This is a genomic window from Rhodovulum imhoffii, from assembly GCF_003046545.1.
In the GTDB taxonomy this organism is placed as follows: Bacteria; Pseudomonadota; Alphaproteobacteria; order Rhodobacterales; family Rhodobacteraceae; genus Rhodovulum; species Rhodovulum imhoffii.
In genome coordinates this window covers 223747-239988 of sequence record NZ_QAAA01000001.1, presented here as the reverse complement: position 1 = coordinate 239988, position 16242 = coordinate 223747, and the positions used below count along the sequence as shown (strand labels likewise).

The window sequence follows — 16242 nt, the reverse complement described above, 5'->3', positions numbered from 1 at the left end:
CAAAACAGCCCGCACATTTGCCATGGGTGTACAGATCAGATCAAAAAGACATCCTCGGCATAGAAGTCGGCCTCCGCAGATGCCATGAAATCCGGCGTCTCGAACAGTGTCGCAGACAAATACATCGCGGGCTGGAGAGCAGCACTCTCACTTATGTAGGGATCTTGCACGTGTTCAGGGCCGATATCACTGCGGAAGTGAAACACTTCTCCTTCCCTATCGCCCGCAAGGGCGCCCGGCTCCGGCGAGTCGCTCTCTTCCTCCAGACGGCGTCCGCCATAGGCGAAGAGCCGGGACATGATGTGCAAAACGGTCTCTGCATCCGGCAAAGGCTCCGCTTCCACACGCCCCGACAAGTTGCCGACAAGCTCCCCCGCCAGAGCATCCAAAAGCGCATCACTGTAATGAAGATCGTCGCGAAACATCCGATCCGGGGAAATGGCGTGATCGCGGGCCACGCCATCAGGGTCGACCAGGCTGATACGGTCATGGATTTCGGCGAGATCCTGCTGTTCTTCGATGATGCGCTTCCAGTTCTCGCGGCTCGGGCCCGCCGGAGCCTGACCGGAAAGTTGCAGGACAGAGATATCGAACGCGCCCAGCGCCTCCGCCGGTCGGGAAAGGTGGCGCGCAGATGATTCCCGAGTCCATTGAAAAGTTCGTCCGCCATTTCGGCATAGGACCCGCTGCGCGCGCATTCCAGCGTATCGGCCTCCCCATGTACCCAGATTATCCCCTTGAACTGCGCATCGGGCGCGGCAAGCGCCCCCTCAAGTGCGCTGTACAACGCATCCCGCAGATCATCGTCCTGCGCCCAGTCGGCGCCGGCACGCGCCCAGGTCAGCGGGGCTCCGGCCGCGGCCACCGATATGACGATGCTGCCCGGATCATGCGCTTCGATCTCCGCCCGCAGGTCATCGGACAGGTTGACGGCGTTGCTTTGCCCGGCAATCAGGTAAACATTCGGCATGCGGCACCTCCACATGCCAGACTGCCAAAGGCCGGTAAAGACAGGGTAACCGCCTTGCCTGTTTCAGCGGGGAATACAGGGCTTCCCACCCTGCCTCAGGGCGGCTTGCAGCGCCTCAAGCACAACGGCACCGTAGGCCCCGTTGGCGTGCAGGATATCCTGATCCGGGTGCGGCGTTTTCAGATCGACCAGCCGCGTCGCGGCGGTGGAAAACGACCCGGTCGTCAGAATCCCGTGGGTCATCGTAGCGTCCGGCTGAGGCAGGAACACCGCCCCCTCCGCCGAGCAGACCGCGCGCGCAACCTGCCGGAACACCTCCGCCGCGTGCAGCGCCAGCCCCTGCCGGATCAAACGACGAAACCCCCCACCGGTACACCTCATTTTCAGCAAACGTTCCGACGGGGCGGGTTGGGGAATCGCGAAAACGGGCACATCGGCCCGCGCCGCCCGCAATCGGCGCACCAGAGAAGCGCCTGTCGTCCCGGCAAGCGCGTCGGACAAAGCCGCACGCAGGCAAGGCTCCGTAATCACGGGCAGGTCCGAAGGGTTCGGACAGGGCCACCCCAGCACGTGACAGCAGTTGAGCACATCGGTCAGCCGGAACTTGCTGATCCCACACCCCACAACCGCCAGCGCATCATAGTGCGTCAGATCAAGCCGGACCGGCAGGCCCAGACGTTCCAGAAAGGCACGGTGGCGGGCGCTCTCCGGTTCGATCCGGCCATCGGCAAGCTGCATGCCTGCGGGCCCCGTCCCGGCCTGAACGAAGAAATCCATTTCACCCCCCAAGCGCACGGCCCGCCACGCCTCGATCAGGCAGGCGGTGTGGGAATTTCCGAAAACACAGATTTTCATCGCCGCACCGCATCCAGCAGGATTTCCTCGCACACTGCATCAAAGGCGTCGGGGCCCGGTTCCGCACAGCATGGCGTCAGCCCCTGCGCGGTCAGGAAAACCCGAATGACACGCCGCACGACCTCGGGCTTGACGCTGCGCCGGTCCGCTTCAAAGGCGTCGCCGCAAAACGGGCTGGCGGTCACGATCTCATAGGCGGGAAAATAATCGCAACCCTTGTGACACGCCTGAACCTCCCCGGCAGCCGTGCGCAGAACCGCCTTCGCACCGACCGTGGCAGGCAAGACGTGCCCTCCGGTCGCCGTCGCGACAAGCGGCACCGGGGACACGGTGAAGAGAAAGCGCAATTCAGGATTGTGACCCCGCACCAATGTGATGAAGCGGTCCAGCTCGGCGATCACCTCCGTCACGCGGGCGTTATGAAACCGATGGGCAGGCCGGGCGAAAGCCCCATCCACCGCACCCGGAAAAAGGGGAAAAACACTGCCCGTTTCGCCATCTTCCCACCGCTCGGTCAGGCCAAGAGTGAAAATGAAAACGGCACTGTTTTCAAACATCTGCCGCACCTTGCGCAAATGCGACAGGCGCGCGGCTTCCAGAAGATCGCGGGTGGCATACCCGCCCGGCTCGATCCGCGGGCGCAAACCGTCAAACCACGCGCCGTCCTTTTCGAAAAACGTCTCCGGGCGCAAACGGGCGGCAAAGGCATCCCCGGCCAGCTGCAAAAGCTGGGCCGTGGTATAAACGTTTCCGTAGCGCGCCGAATAAAGCCCAAAACCGAACCGCGCGGCGGTGGCCCCGGACATACCCGGAGGGGTCGGCTCCATGTCGACGAAAGCGGCGTCCGAGGCGCGCAATTCCCGCCCGATATGCTGAGCGAAACAACTCCCCGCCGTGCTGACCGGCATACCGGGATCAATCGCGAAAGCGGGCTGCCAGATTTCGCCAAAGCGGAAATCCGGCCGGCTCCGACAGCGTTTCCAGAAAGATCGGTCGGGAAGATCGGTATAAGACATCGCGCGGGCACTCTCCCGGGCGGCCCTTTGCGCCACCCGTCAGGCGAGCTAACACGGCGCGAAACCGCCCAGAAGACTGATTTTGCTTAAAATTTTTCCGTCCACAAAAGTCAGATGTCAAGGCCCAGGTCGAGGGCGGGGGCGGAATGGGTCAATCCCCCGCATGAAATATAATCCACGCCCGTCGCCGCGACCTCCGCAATGCGCGCCAGCGTCATACCACCGGACGCCTCGGTGATCAGACGACCGCCGACCATCGCCACGGCCTCACGCAGAGTCGCGCTGTCCATGTTGTCCAGCAGCACGGCATCGGCACCGCCGGTGGTCAGAACGTCCTCAAGCTGGGCAAGGCTGTCCACCTCGATCTCGATCCGCATCATGTGAGAAGCCCGCGCCCGCGCCGCGCGCAAAACCTGTGCCACCCCGCCCCCGACCGCAATATGATTGTCCTTGATCAGCATCGCATCCGACAGGTCGTAGCGATGGTTCACCCCGCCCCCGTGCAGCACGGCCTGTTTTTCCAGCGCCCGCAGCCCTGGCGTCGTCTTGCGCGAACAGGCCACCCGCGCGCCGGTCCCGCGCGTCTGCGCCACATGGGCGGCCGTCACCGTCGCGATGCCGGACAGGCGGGCGGCAAAATTCAGCGCCACCCGCTCCCCGGTCAGAACGGAAACCGCATTGCCCGAAACCGTCAGGACAGCCTCTCCCGCGGCGCAGGAACTGCCATCGGGGCGAAGCACGGTCAACTCCAGCCCCGGATCGACGAGTCGAAACGCCAGTGCCGCGACGGAGACGCCAGAGACGACCCCGGCCGCCCGCGCCTTCATGGAAGCGGTGCAGACAGCGCCCGGCGGAAGAACCGCGCGGCTGGTTACGTCACCCTGGCGGCCAAGGTCCTCCAGCAGTGCAGCGCGCACGATAGGTTCAACGATCAGGGCGGGCAGCGGCAGGGTCATGCGAGGTCCTCGGCTTGACGGCGATGGGAAAGGGCTTCGGTCAGGGTCATCCGCACGGAGCGGGCCTGTGCCGGGTCGGAATCCGGCAAATCGGTGCGGAAATGTGCGCCCCGCGATTCCATGCGGCACAGCGCGGCAGCCGCGATCAGCGTTGCCGCTGCGGTCATGTTCAGGAAGGAGTCGGCTTCGGAGGCTTCGGTCTCCAGCGCGGCGATACGGGACAACGCGCGGCGCAAGCCACCGCCGGCGCGCAAGACACCGACCTCGGCGCTCATCACCGCACGCAACCCGTCGATGGCGGCGGCGGGCAGGACCGCACCGCCGGGGGCAAAGCACAGGTCCACCGGCCCGGCCGGGGTTTCAGGCACCTGCCCGGCCACGTCACGCGCGGCGGCCCGGCCCAGTACGAGCGCCTCCAGCAACCCGTTCGAAGCCAGCCGATTCGCACCGTGCATCCCCGTATGCGCCGCCTCCCCACAGGCCCACAGCCCCGGCAAGCTGGAGCGCCCCCTGACATCCACCGCGATTCCCCCCATGTGGTAATGCGCCGCCGGAACCACCGGGATGGGGTGTGTCACCGGGTCGATGCCCGCCTTCGCGCACCCTTCGGCCACGGTGGGAAAATCGCGCAGCAGGCGCTGGCCCAGCGCACCGCGTGTATCCAGCATCGGACGCCCCCCGGCACGGTGACAGGCGAAAACCGCGCGCGCCACGATATCACGCGGCGCAAGATCCGCCAGGTCATGCCGGCCCTCCATGATGCGGCGGCCCTCGGAATCGATCAGCACCGCCCCCGCGCCCCGCAACGCCTCCGTCGCCAGGGGCAGGGTGCCGATTCCGCCGGTATCGATCGCGGTCGGGTGAAACTGCACGAACTCGGCATCGGCGATCTGCGCTCCCGCGCGCGCTGCCATGCCAAGCATCTGGCCGCGTATCGCCGGGGGATTGGTCGTCGCGGCATAAAGCCCTGCCGCGCCGCCGCCCGCCAGGATCACCGCCGGGGTGCGCACCAGAACCGGGCGCGCGCCCTCGGGGGCCAGCCAAACCCCGCAAACATGCCCCTTGTCCAGGTACAGCCGTTCGGCAAAGGCCCCCTCCATTACCTGCACGGAAGGTTGCGCCCGCACCGCCCTCACCAGCGCCGTCATGATCGCCCGCCCCGCCTGGTCCCCCTGGACACGGACCACGCGGGCCACCGCATGGGCGGCCTCACGGTTCAGCAGGAATTGCCCGGCTTCGTCACGGTCGAACGGTGTGCCAAGACCGGCGAGCGTCTCGATCATCTCACCGGCCGCGCCGACGATATGCAGGGCGACATCCGGGCGCACCACGCCCGCGCCTGCGGCAACCGTATCGCGGGCATGGGCCTCTGGCGTGTCGCCGGGCCCCACCGCCGCCGCAACCCCCCCCTGCGCCCAGGCCGAGCCCGCCCCCTGCCCCAGCGGCGCAGGCGAGATCACAAGAACCCGGCGTGGCGCCAGAGTCAGCGCCGCCGTCAAACCGGCTATCCCCGCGCCGACAATCACGACACGGTCCGTATCAAAGGCGGTCATTCTCAGCCCAGGTCGATCATGCGTTGCACCGCGCGGGCCGCCTTTTCGGCCAGCGCCGGATCCACCGTCACTTCATCCTCACCGTAATGCAAGGCGTGCAGGATCTTCGGAAGGGTGATTTTTTGCATGTGCGGGCACAGGTTGCAGGGCTTGGCAAAGCTGACCTCGGGCAGGTCCCCCGCAACATTGGCGGCCATGGAACACTCCGTAACCAACAGGGCCTTTTGCGCACGGTGATCGCGCAACCAGGTCACCATACCGCTGGTGGAGCCGGAAAAGTCGGCCTCCGCCACGACTTCGGGCGGGCACTCGGGATGGGCAATGATCTTGCCGTCGGGTTCCTGCGCGCGCCATTCGCGCAGGTCTTCGGGGGTAAACAGCTCATGGACCATACAGGCGCCTTCGGCCCAGACCACCTTCTTGGAACTTTCCCGCGCCACGTTCTGGGCCAGGAACCGGTCCGGGGCCATGATGACGGTGTCGCCTTCCATCGCGTCCACAACCCGCAGCGCATTGGCGGAGGTGCAGCAGATATCGGAAACCGCCTTCACAGCCGCCGAAGTGTTCACGTAGCTCACCACCGGCGCGCCTGGGTGGCGCGCACGCAGGGCGGCGATGTCTTCCGGCGTGACGGACTCGGCCAGGGAGCAACCCGCCCCCATGTCGGGAATCAGGACCGTTCTGGACGGGTTCAGCACCTTGGATGTTTCCGCCATGAAATGCACGCCGCACTGAACGATCACCTCCGCCTCGGTACGCGTGGCTTCGATGGCCAGTTGCAGGCTGTCGCCAACGAAATCCGAAACGCCGTGGAAGATCTCCGGGGCCATGTAGTTATGGCCGAGAATGACGGCGTTGCGCGTTTTCTTAAGCGCATTGATCGCAACGATGTAGGGGGCGTGGATGGCCCAGTCCGCCCATGGGATCACATGCGCCACGCGGGCGTGGATATCGCGGGTGGCTTCGGCCTTTTCAAGGCTGGGCGCAAGGTCGTAGATTTCCGCCAGATCGTCAGCGGCGCTGTCGGTATCGAGCATGGGCTCCCCTTCCAAACGGATCGTTAGCGCTAACTCAATCCTCCCCCGGCGTCCAGACCTTCTCTTGCCGCAGACGCAGCAAAGTTTCCCTTTCAGGTCTTCCGGAGTCGTTTTTTGACAATATGAAGGGCCGAACCTGCTACAAACTTACGACCATGGTGGGAGTTGATTTCCCGCACCCCGCCACGCAGAACGTCTCATGCCGCCCAAGGGAGGGGGTGCCATGACCCAAACTGATACACTCGCGCAGATTCGCGCGATCGCCATGAGCCATGCGCAGGCGGAAGGCCCCCTTTTGCCCCTTCTGCACGCGGTACAGGATCGGTTCGGCCACATCCCCGCAGAAGCCCTGCCTGAAATTGCCCAGGTTCTGAACATCTCAGATGCGGAACTGCGCGGCGTGATAAGCTTTTACCACGATTTCCGCGATGCGCCGCCGGGGCGGCGCATTTTGCGTCTGTGCCGGGCCGAAGCCTGTCAGGCGATGGGGGCGCCGGCGCTGATCGAACGTATTCTCGCCCATCTCGGACTGGAGCGGCCCGGCACCACCGACGATGGCGCGCTGACGGTGGAGTTCGCCTATTGCCTTGGCCTTTGTGCCTGCGCCCCGGCGGCCCTGCTGGATGGTCTGCCCCTCGGGCGGCTGACTGATGCCGCCCTGCGCACCGCGCTGGAGGAGCCGCAATGCTGACGCTCTACCTGCCCCGGGACGCCGCCGCGCTGGCGGTTGGCGCCAATGCCGTGGCCCGTGCCCTCAAGGACGAGGCCGCGCGCCGGGGGGTGGAGATACGCCTGATCCGAACCGGATCGCGCGGGATGGCATGGCTGGAACCTTTACTGGAAATGGAACAGGAGGGGGAACGGCTCGGCTTTGGCCCTCTGGCGCCGGAAGATGTCCCGGAACTGCTGGACAACTTCGACACCCACCCAAAAAGCCTTGGAAAAATCGATGAAATACCGTTCTTCAACCGCCAGACCCGGCTGACCTTCGCCCGATGCGGCGTGAACGACCCCCTGAATCTCGACGCCTATCGCGCGGCCGGGGGGCTGAACGGGCTGGAGCACGCCCTGCGTCTCTCCCCCGAAGAAATCATCCGCGACATTACCGAAAGCGGTCTGCGCGGGCGCGGCGGCGCGGGCTTTCCCACCGGCATCAAATGGGAAACCGTCTACAAGGCCAATGGGACGCGAAAATACATTGTTTGCAACGCCGACGAAGGCGACAGCGGCACCTTTGCCGATCGCATGCTGATCGAGGGCGACCCCTTCTTGCTGATTGAAGGAATGGCCATCGCCGCGCGTGCCGTGGGGGCGGCGCGAGGTTATGTTTATCTGCGCTCCGAATATCCCCAGGCCCACGCCACATTATCGCAGGCGTTGCAAATTGCCCGCCGCGCCGGAGTGCTGAACCGAGCCTTCGACATTGAGATCCGCCTCGGCGCGGGTGCCTACGTATGCGGCGAGGAAACCGCGCTGCTCAATTCGATGGAGGGCAAGCGCGGCGTGGTGCGCGCCAAACCCCCGCTGCCCGCGCATGCAGGTTTCCTGAACTGCCCGACGGTCGTCAACAACGTGCTGACTCTGGCCGCAGCCCCCACGATCATGGCCAGGGGGGCCGGGTTCTACCGTGATTTCGGACTGGGCCGGTCGCGCGGCACGATTCCGGTTCAAATTGCCGGGAATGTCCGCCGGGGCGGACTGTTCGAAACCGCTTTCGGCATGACACTGGCAGAGCTTGTGACCGACATCGCCGGCGGGACCGCCACCGGCCGTCCGGTAAAGGCCGTTCAGGTGGGCGGGCCTCTGGGGGCCTATTTCCCGCCCTACAAGTTTACCACGCCTTTGTGCTATGAAGCGTTCGACGATCAGGGCGGGCTGATCGGGCACGCGGGCATGGTGGTGTTCGATGAAACGGCCGACATGCTGGCGCTGGCGCGCTTCGCCATGGAGTTCTGCGCGCTGGAAAGCTGCGGAAAGTGCACGCCTTGCCGGATCGGGGCTGTGCGCGGGACAGAAACGCTCGACCGTCTGCGCGCGGGCGACCCCGCGGCGCGGCCCCTGATCGAAGATCTGTGCGAAACCATGCGCGAAGGCTCGCTATGCGCATTGGGCGGGTTTACCCCCTACCCGGTGCTTTCGGCCCTGCGCCACTTCCCCGAAGACTTCACGCCTGTGCAGGAGGCCGCCCAATGACCCCCCGCAAAGAGCCGGACCTCGGCACACCCCCGACCTGCGGCTCCTTCGTAAGACTGACGATCGACGGCCTGCCCGTATCGGCGCCCGAAGGCACCCCCATCCTGCGGGCGGCGGCATTGGCGGGCATCAACATCCCCCGGCTCTGCGCGACCGACCGGCTGGAGCCGTTCGGCTCCTGCCGCCTCTGCCTGGTCGAAATCGAGGGGCGGCGCGGCACGCCCGCCTCCTGTACCACGCCCGTGGCCGAGGGCATGCAGGTGCGCACCCAGACAAAGCGTCTTGCCCATTTGCGCCGCAACGTGATGGAGCTTTACATCTCCGACCACTCGCTGGACTGCCTGACCTGTTCGGCGAACGGCGATTGCGAGTTGCAGGACATGGCCGGAACCGTCGGTCTGCGCGAGGTGCGGTATGCGCCGGGCGCCTCCCATACGACACCGGAAAGCCCGCGCTATCAGGCCCCCGATTGCTCAAACCCCTATTTCACCTATGACCCGTCGAAATGTATCGTATGCTCCCGCTGCGTGCGTGCCTGCGCGGAAATCCAGGGCAGCTTTGCCCTGACGATCACCGGGCGTGGTTTCGACAGCCGCGTCGCAACGGGCGGGCCGAACTTCCTGTCCTCCGAATGTGTCAGCTGTGGCGCCTGCGTACAGGCCTGCCCCACCGCAACGCTGATGGAAAACGAGGTTATCGAACAAGGGCTGCCGGATCATACCGTCCTGACCACCTGTGCCTATTGCGGGGTCGGCTGTTCCTTCCGGGCCGAGATGAAGGGCGACACCCTGGTACGTATGGTGCCCGCGAAGGATGGAAAGGCCAATCGCGGCCACAGTTGCGTCAAGGGCCGTTTCGCCCTTGGCTACGCCACCCACCCCGACCGCATTCTGGACCCAATGATCCGCGAGACCGTCAGCGACCCGTGGCGCAAGGTCGGCTGGGATGAGGCCCTTTCCTTCGCCGCCGCGCGGCTGACCCGCATCCGGAGCGCTTACGGGGCACAATCGTTGGGCGGGCTGACCTCTTCGCGCTGCACGAACGAGGAAACCTATCTTGTGCAAAAGCTCGTGCGGGCGGTCTTTGCGACCAACAACGTGGACACCTGCGCGCGGGTTTGCCACGCCCCGACCGGTTATGGGTTGAAAACGGCTTTCGGCACTTCGGCCGGCACACAGGATTTCGACAGCATCGAACACGCCGACGTGGTCATGCTGATCGGTGCCAATCCAACCGACGGACACCCGGTTTTCGCCAGCCGGCTGAAGCGGCGGCTGCGTCAGGGCGCAACCCTGATCGTGATCGACCCGCGACGGATCGACATGGTCCGCAGCCCCCATATCGACGCGGCCTATCACCTTGCCCTGAGACCGGGGACGAACGTCGCCGTCCTGACCTCGCTCGCACATGTTCTGGTGACCGAAGACCTGACCGATGAAGCCTTCGTGCGGACCCGCTGCGATGGCGAGAGTTATGCCGACTGGGCCGCCTTCGTGCGCGAACCCCGCCACGCCCCCGAGGCGACCGCGCAGTTGACGGGCGTGCCTGCGGCAGACCTGCGCGCCGCCGCCCGCGCCTATGCCAATGGCAACGCGGCGATCTATTACGGTCTGGGCGTAACAGAGCATGCACAAGGATCAACCACAGTGATGGCGATTGCCAACCTCGCCATGGCAACCGGAAATATCGGGCGTCCCGGCGTGGGGGTTAACCCCCTGCGCGGCCAGAACAACGTGCAGGGCAGTTGCGACATGGGCAGCTTTCCGCACGAACTTCCCGGCTATCGCCATGTGCGCGACCGCACCGCACGGGAAACCTACGAGCGGCTCTGGCAGGTTTCGCTCTCCGATGAACCCGGCCTGCGCCTGCCCAACATGCTGGACGCGGCACGTGCAGGGGAGTTCAAGGGGATCTACATTCAGGGCGAGGATATCCTGCAATCGGATCCGGACACCTCCCACGTAGCGGAGGCGCTGGCCGCGATGGAGTGTGTCATCGTCCACGACCTGTTCCTGAACGAGACCGCGAACTATGCCCATGTGTTCCTTCCCGGCGCGAGCTTTCTCGAAAAGGACGGCACCTTTACCAACGCCGAGCGCCGCATCAACCGCATACGCCGGGCGATGGCACCGAAGGGCGGGTTGGCGGACTGGCAGGCCACACAGGCGCTGGCCAACGCGATGGGCGCGGGCTGGGCCTATACCCACCCCAGCGAGATCATGGACGAGATCGCCGCAAGCGTTCCGGCCTTTGCCGGTGTCAGCTATGACCTGTTGGAGCGCGAAGGCTCTCTCCAGTGGCCCTGCAACGCCGATGCTCCCCTGGGTACGCCGGTGATGCACGAAGCCGGGTTTGCAGGCGGAAGCGGGCACTTCATGGTCACCGAATATATTCCCACGGATGAACGGACCGGCCCGCGCTTTCCGCTTCTCCTGACCACGGGCCGGGTGCTGACACAGTACAATGTCGGCGCCCAGACGCGACGCACCGCCAATACCGCCTGGCATGACGAAGATGTGCTTGAGATTCACCCCCACGACGCGGAACAGAGAGGTATCTCGGAAGGTATGCTGGTGAACCTGGCCTCGCGCAGCGGCGAAACCACCCTGCGGGCAACGCTGAGCGATCGCATCGCGCCAGGAGTGGTCTATACCACCTTCCACCACCCGCAGACCCAGACCAACGTGGTGACCACCGACAATTCCGATTGGGCCACCAATTGCCCCGAATACAAGGTGACCGCCGTGCAGGTCCGTCCAGCCAACGGCCCCAGCGACTGGCAGCGCCGCTATGACAGGGAAAGTGCCGGCCTACGCAAGATGCTGGAACCCGGCCAGTGACGCGCGCGCTGGCCGAGGAAACCCCCGTCGCACTGGTCTATGACGGAACGACGCAGGCGGTAATGATGGCCACGCCCAGCGATCTGACCGATTTTGCCATCGGCTTTTCCCTGTCCGAGCAGATCGTGTCCTCACCAGCCCAGATCACGCGGTTGGAGCGCCACGACCAGCCCTTGGGAGTGGAGATGCGCCTGTGGCTTTCGCCGGAAGCCAAGGCCACCCTTGGCACACGCCGCCGCACAATGGCCGGCCCTGTGGGCTGCGGCCTGTGCGGGGTGGAAAGTCTCGAAGCCGCCCTGCGCCCATTGCCGGCCCTTTCCGGCGACACGAGGTTCGACAGATCCGCCCTGATGCACGCGCTGAACAGCATGCGCCGCTTCCAACCGCTCCATACCTCTACCCGTGCGACCCACGCGGCGGCCTTTCACGCGTCCGGCACATTCTTGCTGCGCGAGGATATCGGCCGCCACAACGCGCTGGACAAGCTGATCGGCGCCCGCGCCCGCGCCCGGGTCGGGCAGACCTGCGCAGAAGGCGCGGTGCTGCTCAGCAGCCGGGTCTCGATCGAAATGGTGCAAAAGGCGGTTCTGGCCCGCGCACCGGTTCTGGTGTCGATCTCCCGCCCCACGGCACTGGCCGTCAGCGTGGCACAGGCCTGCGGCCTGACCCTTGCCTGCCGCGCGAACGGCACGCTTGAGGTCTTCACACACCCAGAGCGAATCTCGGGAGGGGCAAGTCATGTCGTCTGAAAAGCTCATTCGCATGGCCGGGCAGATCGTGGACGCCTTCGCCCATTTATCGCCTGACGCACAGGCCAGGGCCGTTGCCGGCCATATCAATGATTTCTGGCCTCCACAGATGCGCGGAACGTTGCTGAGCCTGGTCGAAACCCAGGACAGCCGCCTGCCGCCCGCAGTTCTCAGGGCCGGGCCGCTGATCCGCCCGCCTGGCGCGGCGGGGCAAACCGAAGCGGAATCGTAAAACTGTAACGCCCCTGCGTCAGCCCTTTGGGCGCGGGCGGAAAACGCCCCGCACCGCGCACCGCCGCAAGCGCGGCCTTGTCCAGCACCGCCGCCCCCGTGCTTTGCACCAGGCGCACGGACACCAGCCGGCCATCGCGGGCCACCACCAGTTCCACCAACGCGCGCCCCTGCATGCGATCCCGTACCGCACCCTGCGGATAACGATGGCTGCGGCTGACCCGGGTCAGAATCGCCCGGCCCCAATCGACACGCAGACTTTTCTCTTGTCCGGGCGACAACCCTGCCTGCGGGGCGGGCGTGGCAAGGGCGGCCCTGGGCGCACCGCCCGTCCCACGCGCGACCTGCCCGGCCTGCGGCCTGACGGGGGCGGGTTTCGCCCGCAAAGGCGGTGCAATCTGCGGCGTGGTGTCTGGCTGCCCGGGCGCGAGGACGACCGGTTCTGCCGTTTTCGGACGGGCACTCCCCGTTTGAGGCATCGGCGCCACATCCGCCACAGCCGGGACACGCATGGCCGGCGGATCTGCCCGAACAGGGGGTGCGGTTTCCCAACTTTCGGCAAGCTGCCGCAGTCCAGGTGTCACGGCGGCCAGCGATAGAACACTTTCCCCCCGTTCCCCCCCGCGCGCTCCCCCCCCCGGCGTCCCCGCCAACCCAAACGCCGCCATGTGCAACCCGGCGGCAACCGGCAGGATCAGCACGATCTCGGCAACAGTCCTCATGGGGTCACCGTCACAAGGCGCAGGTCTCCATGCCCCGCCGCGGCCAGGCGTGCCAGAAGACGTGCCAGATCCTGCGCGGGCAAGGCCGCATCGGCGCGCAAGATCACCCCCCCCTCAAGAGCGGCCAGCGCCGCGTCCCCCTGTAGCGGGCCATACGTCATGCGACCGGACGCATCCACGACCAGGACATCGCCTGCCTCGGGCAGATTCTCCCCCGGCCCTTCGGGGGGCGAAACCTGCCCCATATCGGGGGGGGCGATCTGCGCGCTCATCAGGAAAAAGATCAGCAACAGGAACACGACGTTAATCATCGGCACAACGCTTTCCGCCACACGGCGCGGGCGGGGCTGAGTAAATTTCATCATCGTGCCCCCTCCATGACCGCGAGCCCGGTGAACCCGGCCCCGGACAAGGCCGCCATCACTGTCACCAACCGCTGCACATCCACACCCGGCGCAGGGCGCAAGACCACCGTGTCGGCTCGGCTGCCGGTCAGGTCGTCAAGCGCGCCCGGCAAGGCCTCCGCCCCGACCGGAACGCCGTTCAGTTCCACCCCCCTGGGCAGAACCGAAACCAGCCGGGGCGGACCTTGCCACGGCCCCGGCGCCCCGGACAGGCGTATCTCCAGCCCGGTTTCCATACCGAACCGCGCCGCAAGCATGAAAAACACCAGCAACAGGAACACCACATCGATCATCGGCGTCAGGCTCGACCGGCGGGGCGGACGCGGCATGACAAAACTGAACATCACGCCTCTCCGCCCAGAAAGATCCGGGTGGCGAGATCTTCCATCTCATGCCCGGCCCGGTCGATCACCGACTCGAACCAGCTCAGCGCCAGCGCGGCGGGAATCGCAACAGCCATCCCCGCCGCTGTGGTCAGCAGGGCTTCCCATATCCCCCCCGCAAGCGCGGACGGATCGGCCCGTGCGCCTGAAGCTTCCAGCACACGAAAGGCCTCTATCATGCCAAGAACGGTACCCAGAAGGCCAAGAAGGGGCGCAACCGTCGCGATGACCTCCAGTGCGCGCAGGCCGGTGCGGGCCTCGGCCAGCAGGGCACGGGCAACGCGGGTCGTTTCCTCCCGCGCCTTTGCCTCGGGCCGCGTCTGCCGCGCCGTGACAGCCGCACGCACCAGACGTGCCCGCATCCCCGCCCGGCCCGCAACCGCCTGTTGCGCCGCATCCGCCTGCCCCGCCTGCCAAAGCGCAACCGCGCGTTCCGCGCCCCCCCCCGCCCAGGCCCCACAAAGCAGAAGGCGCCAAAGCTTCCATATGATCAGCGTCAGCGTAATGACCGAAAGGCCGGCAATCCCCCACAGAACCGGGCCGCCCTGATGCAAGAACTCAATCAATTTCCACCACCTCCAGGGGCTGAAACACAGGTCCGTCCGGAGTTTCCGCCATGAAGGCGCGCACCCCGAACACATGCGCAAGGTTTTGCGGGGTCAGGACCGCCCCCGGCGGCCCATCGGCCACCAGCCGCCCGCCAGAAAGCAGCAAAAGCCGTGTGCAGAACCGCGCCGCAAGGCCGAGATCGTGCAGTGAAACCAAAACCACGCGCCCCTCGCCCGCGAGATCGGCAAAAATCCGCATCGTCGACAACTGATGGGCCGGGTCGAGCCCGGCAATCGGTTCATCGGCCAACAGAACCGGGGCCTCCTGCGCCAATGCACGGGCGATCAGAACCCGCGCCTGCTCCCCCCCCGAAAGGCGGAGCGCGGTTCGTTCGGCGTAGGCGGCCAGACCCATCCGCGCCAGAGCATCCGCAACCGCCGCCCTGTCCTGCGCAGCGGGGCGGGTGCGAAAATGCGGCGTGCGCCCCAGCCCGACCACGGTTTCCACGCTGACGGGCCAGGCGATTTCCCGCATCTGGGGCAGCCATGCTGCGGTGCGCGCGCGCGTGTGCTGCGGCAGAATCGCAAGGCTGGAACGCCCCTCATGCGGCAACAATCCCAGCGCCGCGCGCATCAGCGTCGTCTTGCCAGCACCATTCGGACCGACAAGGCCCACGCACTCCCCCGGACGCAGCGTCACGCTGATACCGCTCAGCACCTCGCGTGCCTGCCGCCGGACGGAAAGATCGGAAAGCTCCAGAACGGTCATTCCGCCCTCACCCGGGTTCTAAAGATCAGGTGCAGGAAAAGCGGGGCCCCCAGAAGCGCCGTCAAAACGCCCAGCTTCAGATCCCGCTCCGGCACAATCAGGCGCACGGCCAGGTCGGCGGCCAGCAAAAGCGCCGCCCCCCCCAACGCCGAGACCCCCAGAAGCCGCCCCGGACGTGCCCCCACCAGCGGACGCAGCACATGCGGTACGATCAGCCCGACAAAGCCGATCGCCCCGGCCACCGCCACCCCCGCCCCGACGCAAGCCGAGACCCCAAGCACCATCCGCAGCCGCAGGCGGGTCAGACGGACGCCAAGCGCCTCCGCCGCATCCTCCCCAAGGGTCAGCGCCTCCAGCCCACGCCCCAGCGGCAGCAACAGCGACCAGCCCAAAAGCGTCAGCGGCAGCGCCAGCCAGACATGGGTAAAGGACCGGTCCGCAAGGGACCCCATCATCCAGAATACGATTTCCGAAGCGGCATAGGGATTGGGCGAAAGGTTCAGCACCAAAGACGTCAGCGCACCCGCCAGCGCCGAGAGGGCAATCCCCGCAAGGATCAGCGTGAACGCCCCCCCGCGCGGACCCGCCAAAAGCACCAGCAACAGCACCGCCCCCAACGCCCCGGCAAGCGCCATCAAGGGCAAGGCCAGCACGAAACTGGCTGCGAGCCCGGTTTGCAGCGCCAGAACCGCGCCCAGCGCCGCCGAGGCAGAAACGCCGATCAGGCCCGGCTCCGCCAGCGGGTTGCGCAGATACCCTTGCAGCGCCGCCCCCGAAAGCCCCAGGCTTGCCCCCACCAGGACCGCGAGAATGGCACGCGGCAGGCGGATTTCGCGCATCACCAGAACGGCGGCATCCCCCTGTCCGGATATCAGCGCCGTCAGGCTTTGGTCCACCCGCAGCCCCGCTGGCCCGACCAGAAGCGAGGCCACAAACAAAAACGCCACGCCCCCGCCCAGCGCCAGCGGCACGGCGGACCCGGATCTGAGCAGGGAAGGTTTGCCAGCCATGTTTCC

Annotated in this window: 17 protein-coding genes; 5 read left to right on the top strand and 12 right to left on the bottom strand. The window is 66.1% G+C overall.

What is annotated here, in order from left to right; translation table 11 throughout:
- Positions 1 to 35: 35 nt before the first annotated feature.
- From C8N32_RS14825 to nadA, 6 genes are all read right to left on the bottom strand, one after another.
- Positions 36 to 698, bottom strand: a complete 663-nt coding sequence (locus C8N32_RS14825) for a hypothetical protein (RefSeq protein WP_146159665.1) — start codon at positions 696 to 698, stop codon at positions 36 to 38.
- 335 nt (positions 699 to 1033) lie between these two features.
- Complete coding sequence (locus tag C8N32_RS01175; protein WP_107890636.1) at positions 1034 to 1825, bottom strand: SGNH/GDSL hydrolase family protein; 792 nt, start codon at positions 1823 to 1825, stop codon at positions 1034 to 1036.
- Entirely contained in the window at positions 1822 to 2841 is a 1020-nt protein-coding gene (locus C8N32_RS01170; RefSeq protein WP_107890635.1) for a GSCFA domain-containing protein, read from the bottom strand. The genes C8N32_RS01175 and C8N32_RS01170 overlap by 4 nt, the downstream gene beginning before the upstream one ends.
- A gap of 110 nt (positions 2842 to 2951) precedes the next feature.
- Complete coding sequence (gene nadC / locus C8N32_RS01165; RefSeq protein WP_107890634.1) at positions 2952 to 3797, bottom strand: carboxylating nicotinate-nucleotide diphosphorylase; 846 nt, start codon at positions 3795 to 3797, stop codon at positions 2952 to 2954.
- Positions 3794 to 5350, bottom strand: coding sequence for an L-aspartate oxidase (locus tag C8N32_RS01160; RefSeq protein WP_107890633.1), 1557 nt, complete (start codon positions 5348 to 5350; stop codon positions 3794 to 3796). The genes nadC and C8N32_RS01160 overlap by 4 nt, the downstream gene beginning before the upstream one ends.
- A 2-nt stretch (positions 5351 to 5352) precedes the next feature.
- Complete coding sequence (gene nadA, locus C8N32_RS01155; protein WP_107890632.1) at positions 5353 to 6387, bottom strand: quinolinate synthase NadA; 1035 nt, start codon at positions 6385 to 6387, stop codon at positions 5353 to 5355.
- Positions 6388 to 6610: 223 nt separating this feature from the next.
- Between nadA and C8N32_RS01150 the strand changes: the two genes are divergently transcribed.
- Genes C8N32_RS01150 through C8N32_RS01130 form a run of 5 tightly spaced genes read left to right on the top strand, consistent with a single transcriptional unit; the run spans position 6611 to position 12401 of the window.
- Entirely contained in the window at positions 6611 to 7078 is a 468-nt protein-coding gene (locus tag C8N32_RS01150; RefSeq protein ID WP_107890765.1) for a formate dehydrogenase subunit gamma, read from the top strand.
- Entirely contained in the window at positions 7075 to 8580 is a 1506-nt protein-coding gene (locus C8N32_RS01145; protein WP_107890766.1) for an NADH-ubiquinone oxidoreductase-F iron-sulfur binding region domain-containing protein, read from the top strand. Before C8N32_RS01150 ends, C8N32_RS01145 begins: the two co-directional genes overlap by 4 nt.
- Positions 8577 to 11420, top strand: a complete 2844-nt coding sequence (gene fdhF / locus C8N32_RS01140; protein ID WP_107890631.1) for a formate dehydrogenase subunit alpha — start codon at positions 8577 to 8579, stop codon at positions 11418 to 11420. Before C8N32_RS01145 ends, fdhF begins: the two co-directional genes overlap by 4 nt.
- A complete protein-coding gene (gene fdhD, locus C8N32_RS01135; protein WP_107890630.1) occupies positions 11417 to 12169 on the top strand; it encodes a formate dehydrogenase accessory sulfurtransferase FdhD in 753 nt (250 codons plus the stop codon). Before fdhF ends, fdhD begins: the two co-directional genes overlap by 4 nt.
- Complete coding sequence (locus tag C8N32_RS01130; protein ID WP_107890629.1) at positions 12159 to 12401, top strand: formate dehydrogenase subunit delta; 243 nt, start codon at positions 12159 to 12161, stop codon at positions 12399 to 12401. Before fdhD ends, C8N32_RS01130 begins: the two co-directional genes overlap by 11 nt.
- On the opposite strand, the gene C8N32_RS01125 is transcribed toward C8N32_RS01130, so the two are convergent.
- The 6 genes from C8N32_RS01125 to C8N32_RS01100 form a co-directional block, all read right to left on the bottom strand.
- Positions 12340 to 13122: an energy transducer TonB gene (locus C8N32_RS01125; RefSeq protein ID WP_107890628.1), complete on the bottom strand. Its 783-nt coding sequence runs from the start codon at positions 13120 to 13122 to the stop codon at positions 12340 to 12342. The two genes, C8N32_RS01130 and C8N32_RS01125, sit on opposite strands and share 62 nt — an antisense overlap.
- Positions 13119 to 13484, bottom strand: a complete 366-nt coding sequence (locus tag C8N32_RS01120; RefSeq protein ID WP_244905883.1) for an ExbD/TolR family protein — start codon at positions 13482 to 13484, stop codon at positions 13119 to 13121. Before C8N32_RS01120 ends, C8N32_RS01125 begins: the two co-directional genes overlap by 4 nt.
- Positions 13484 to 13870, bottom strand: a complete 387-nt coding sequence (locus tag C8N32_RS01115; protein ID WP_107890627.1) for an ExbD/TolR family protein — start codon at positions 13868 to 13870, stop codon at positions 13484 to 13486. The genes C8N32_RS01120 and C8N32_RS01115 overlap by 1 nt, the downstream gene beginning before the upstream one ends.
- Entirely contained in the window at positions 13870 to 14271 is a 402-nt protein-coding gene (locus C8N32_RS01110; protein WP_425319725.1) for a MotA/TolQ/ExbB proton channel family protein, read from the bottom strand. Before C8N32_RS01110 ends, C8N32_RS01115 begins: the two co-directional genes overlap by 1 nt.
- Before the next feature lie 196 nt (positions 14272 to 14467).
- Positions 14468 to 15226: an ABC transporter ATP-binding protein gene (locus C8N32_RS01105; protein WP_107890625.1), complete on the bottom strand. Its 759-nt coding sequence runs from the start codon at positions 15224 to 15226 to the stop codon at positions 14468 to 14470.
- Positions 15223 to 16236, bottom strand: coding sequence for a FecCD family ABC transporter permease (locus C8N32_RS01100; protein ID WP_107890624.1), 1014 nt, complete (start codon positions 16234 to 16236; stop codon positions 15223 to 15225). Before C8N32_RS01100 ends, C8N32_RS01105 begins: the two co-directional genes overlap by 4 nt.
- Positions 16237 to 16242 lie beyond the last annotated feature (6 nt).

Excerpts from the sequence above, each read along its gene's own strand:
- C8N32_RS01115 (WP_107890627.1), bottom strand. The coding sequence starts at position 13,870 with ATGTTCAGTTTTGTCATGCCGCGTCCGCCCCGCCGGTCGAGCCTGACG.
- C8N32_RS01125 (WP_107890628.1), bottom strand. The coding sequence starts at position 13,122 with ATGAGGACTGTTGCCGAGATCGTGCTGATCCTGCCGGTTGCCGCCGGG.
- fdhF (WP_107890631.1), top strand. The coding sequence starts at position 8,577 with ATGACCCCCCGCAAAGAGCCGGACCTCGGCACACCCCCGACCTGCGGC.
- C8N32_RS01175 (WP_107890636.1), bottom strand. The coding sequence starts at position 1,825 with ATGAAAATCTGTGTTTTCGGAAATTCCCACACCGCCTGCCTGATCGAG.
- C8N32_RS01105 (WP_107890625.1), bottom strand. The coding sequence starts at position 15,226 with ATGACCGTTCTGGAGCTTTCCGATCTTTCCGTCCGGCGGCAGGCACGC.
- C8N32_RS14825 (WP_146159665.1), bottom strand. The coding sequence starts at position 698 with ATGCGCGCGCAGCGGGTCCTATGCCGAAATGGCGGACGAACTTTTCAA.
- nadC (WP_107890634.1), bottom strand. The coding sequence starts at position 3,797 with ATGACCCTGCCGCTGCCCGCCCTGATCGTTGAACCTATCGTGCGCGCT.
- C8N32_RS01100 (WP_107890624.1), bottom strand. The coding sequence starts at position 16,236 with ATGGCTGGCAAACCTTCCCTGCTCAGATCCGGGTCCGCCGTGCCGCTG.
- C8N32_RS01110 (WP_425319725.1), bottom strand. The coding sequence starts at position 14,271 with ATGCGGGCACGTCTGGTGCGTGCGGCTGTCACGGCGCGGCAGACGCGG.
- C8N32_RS01120 (WP_244905883.1), bottom strand. The coding sequence starts at position 13,484 with ATGAAATTTACTCAGCCCCGCCCGCGCCGTGTGGCGGAAAGCGTTGTG.
- C8N32_RS01130 (WP_107890629.1), top strand. The coding sequence starts at position 12,159 with ATGTCGTCTGAAAAGCTCATTCGCATGGCCGGGCAGATCGTGGACGCC.
- C8N32_RS01150 (WP_107890765.1), top strand. The coding sequence starts at position 6,611 with ATGACCCAAACTGATACACTCGCGCAGATTCGCGCGATCGCCATGAGC.
- C8N32_RS01160 (WP_107890633.1), bottom strand. The coding sequence starts at position 5,350 with ATGACCGCCTTTGATACGGACCGTGTCGTGATTGTCGGCGCGGGGATA.
- C8N32_RS01170 (WP_107890635.1), bottom strand. The coding sequence starts at position 2,841 with ATGTCTTATACCGATCTTCCCGACCGATCTTTCTGGAAACGCTGTCGG.
- nadA (WP_107890632.1), bottom strand. The coding sequence starts at position 6,387 with ATGCTCGATACCGACAGCGCCGCTGACGATCTGGCGGAAATCTACGAC.